Raw genomic sequence first — 3,692 nt, forward strand, 5'->3', positions numbered from 1 at the left:
ATATCAGGCCACGCTGGGTCAGTTCTCAGTGGCAATCAACAAACTCAACCATTACCACAAGGGGCGATACTGCTTACGGTCTTCACGCCAACAATGACAAAAACACGGTTGGTGGCAAAATCACTGCCGTAGATACCGTCATAACGACGAATGGCGTTCATTCCTACGGTGCGTTTGCTGACAATGGTGGCCAGATCAGTTTGACGGGTGGCTCGATCACAACCGCCAATGAAAAAGGCAAAGGAACGCAAGATGGTGACGGTTCGCGCGGCTACGCCCTTATCTCTCAGGGTAATGGATCCCTTGTCAGTGCCGAAGGAACGGCGATTCACACACTTGGACAGCGCGCCTATGGCGCTTATGCGCTGAATGGCGGCGATGTTGATCTGAAGAATGTTTCGATCACCACCGAGGGCTTCATGGCCTACGGTGTGTATGCATCCGGTGCGGGATCTGTGCTGAATGCTGAGAACGTCAACATCACGACGTCTGGCGACGTTGGCGATGCCGCGTGGGCCTATGCGGGCGGTATTCTCAATCTGAAAGGCGGCACATACAACGTTCTGGGAGAGCAGAACTCGAATTCGCCGCATGAAAATGCCAACGGTCTTATCGCTGTTGGTGGCACGGCAACGACTGACGGCGGCATCATTAATGCAGAAAACCTGGTTATCAACACGACTGGTGCCGACAGCTACGGTTTCCGAGCTGGCGCGGTTGTTGGCGCTGACGAAACGTCGGGTACGATCAAACTAAAAAACACGACGATCACCGCGTCCGGTGAGAACGCTTATATTGGCCAGGTTCAATACGGCAGCACTCTTACGGTTTCGGATTCAACGCTGAAATCTGAACGCGGCATCGGTATCGGACTGACCGACAGCGCTGATGTAACGCTTAACAACACTTCAATTATCTCCGGCAAGGAAACGTTCGAGTCCACATTCTCCAAATCTGGCCAGACTCAGAATGTAAGCTTGGGCAACGGAACAGTCGCCACTCAGAATAACGGAACCTTGTTGAAGGTGAACCGTTCTGAGGCAGGTGGGGACGGCATAGTCAATCTCAATTTGCGCGCAGGTTCGACATCAAGCGGTGATATTGTCGACACGGACACCACAAAAACAACGGGTGTCACAAACGTAAAAGTGGAACAGGGTGCCACCTACAACGGCAGAATCGAAGGCATCACTGATCTGGACGCCGAATCCGGTACTGATCTGACCTTCGAAGCTGGAACGGAGATAGCAGGAAACCTGACGGGTACTTCCAGCACATTCACATTTGACCCCACGGGTGCGAATATCGGGGGCGATGTTGCATTGAATGACGGTTCTTCCACACACGGCGGTAGCATCAACAGTCCAATTATCGTGGGCGGCAGTGTCCTCGTTGATCCGACGTCCATCTTAGGCGGCAATTGGGATATTGCTGGCAATCTTTCCGCGAATGGAATGATCACGCCCGGTAATTCCATCGGTGTCGTCAAGGTTGGGGGCGATGCGACTTTCGGTGCGGATTCCGTTTATTCAGTTGAAATCGCTGGCGACGGCACGAGTGATCGTATCGATGTAACCGGAAAGGCAACCCTGCAAGGCGGTCGTGTAGATGTCTATGCGCTCGACAACAAGGTTAGCTATCAGGACGGACAGACGTATACAATTCTGACTGCGGGTGGTGGTGTTGACGGTGAGTTCTCTGAAGCCGCATCGAAATCAGTCTTCCTGACAGCTGAACTTGAGCATCTCGCAAATCAGGTTGATCTGAAGGTTGGCTTGGTAGCAGATCCTGTTGATCCGGAGAACCCGCCCGTCGTCTTCGAGAAGGTAGCACAGACAAACAATCAGGTAGCTACGGCTCGTGCGCTGGATAGCTTGGAACAAAGCGGTTCGTCGCTTGAGCTATACAACTCGGTTCTGTTCCTTGCGAGCGAGGAAGAAGCCCGTGATGCATTCAACCAGCTTTCGGGTGACACACATGCATCGGTTAAAACAGGTCTTATTGACACCGCAAATCTGACTGCTGATGCCATTAACAATCGCCTTCGTTCAGCTTTTGAGGGTGTGGCAGCCAAGGACGCTCCTGTTCTGTCATTCGCCCAATCGCCAAAGGGCAGCGCGCCTCAGCCGTTCAACGCCGTTGCACCAGCTTCTTATGATTACGGTGTATGGGCCTCTGGTTTCGGTTCGTGGGTGGATCACGATGGAAACGCTAATACGGGCGGGCTCAAGTCAACGACGGGCGGATTCCTGTCCGGTGTGGATGTTGGCTTTGCTTCCGGATGGCGTCTCGGCGTCGTCGGTGGTTACAGCCAGACCGATCTTGATGCCAAGGGCCGTTTTGCTTCGACTACGAGCGATAACTGGCATCTGGGTGTCTATGGTGGCAATCAGTGGGGACCGATTGGTCTGCGCGCTGGCCTCGTGCACACTTGGCATAGCATCGACTCTTCACGCTCGGTTGCTTACACAGGTTTCAGCGACAGTCTCGATGCTGATTATGATGCCCGTACATTCCAAGCATTTGGTGAACTTGGTTATCGCATCGATACGGCAGCGGCATCCTTTGAACCGTTTGGCAATCTCTCGCATGTTCGTTTGCACACCGACGGTTTCACTGAAAAGGGCGGTGCGGCAGCTTTGTCTGTTAACGGTGAAACGACCAGCACCACCTTCACAACCCTGGGTCTGAGGGCATCGGCTCCCCTCCAGCTTGGTGCCACCACCGCCAATCTGAAGGGAACTCTCGGCTGGCGTCACGCTTATGGTGACATCACGCCGGAATCCACGCAGTACTTCGCAGGAAGCAATGCCTTTACCGTCGAGGGTGTCGCAATCGCAAAGGATGCAGCACTCGTTGAAGCCGGATTTGACGTAGCGATCACTGAAGCATCGACGTTTGGGGTGAGCTATGTGGGTCAGTTCGGTAACGACACAACACAGAATGGCTTTAACGCCACCTTGAATGTGAAGTTCTAAACCAGTTTGGAAATCGCAACGCCCCCTCGCACAGAACAAGCATAGCGATTTCCATGGATAGGACTTTGGGTTGCTCCTGGGTCCTTCACTTGCCGCCCAGCCATCATGGTTGGGCGGCTTTTTGCGTAAGCTTCTCAAGTATAGTCATGTAAACTCTCTCACAATTTACGGGGATTTTTCACGCTACCCGCTGTTTTTTCGTAGATTTCCTTATAAAAATACTTCATAAATTTGCGAATATAATAGTGGGCAATATCTTCGCCTCGTCCATTCGAATGCGAAGATCAAACTTGGGGCACATAGACGCAGCGGTCGGAAAGCGTCTTGAGGTGGGAAACATGTCAGTATCGCGAAATACTTCGCGCTGCGTTATCGCGGCGTCCATACTCATGTTGTCTTCGACAACATTCATTTCTTCAGCGCTAGCGCAATCGGCAGCTGCTGGTCAAGGCGGCCAGGGTGGCATCAGTCAATCAGGAATGTCCGGTGCCAATGGCGGCAATGCGACCTTTACGGGTTCAAATATCGCCGGGGCACCGGGTGTCAATGTTGCTGATCCATTCTCGGGAGGTGGCGGTGGTGGTGGAGCTGGCAGCATATTCTACTATCCGACCCTTATTTCGATGGCTTTTAACCAAAACTATCAGGCTCAATCTGGAGGCTTCGGAGGCAATATCAATACGCCTGGTGATGGTGGCGGTGGCGGTGGTGGAG

Annotated in this window: 1 protein-coding gene and 1 pseudogene; both read left to right on the plus strand. The window is 52.9% G+C overall.

Annotated elements, in window-relative coordinates; genetic code table 11:
• The coding region (locus CES86_RS01035; protein ID WP_094513314.1) for an autotransporter outer membrane beta-barrel domain-containing protein at nucleotides 1–2,978 on the plus strand (2,978 nt) is incomplete at its 5' end.
• Nucleotides 2,979–3,367: 389 nt separating this feature from the next.
• A pseudogene (locus tag CES86_RS27030) lies at nucleotides 3,368–3,692 on the plus strand (hypothetical protein); the annotation flags it as partial.

Source organism: Brucella lupini (genome assembly GCF_002252535.1).
GTDB classification, from domain to species: Bacteria; Pseudomonadota; Alphaproteobacteria; order Rhizobiales; family Rhizobiaceae; genus Brucella; species Brucella anthropi.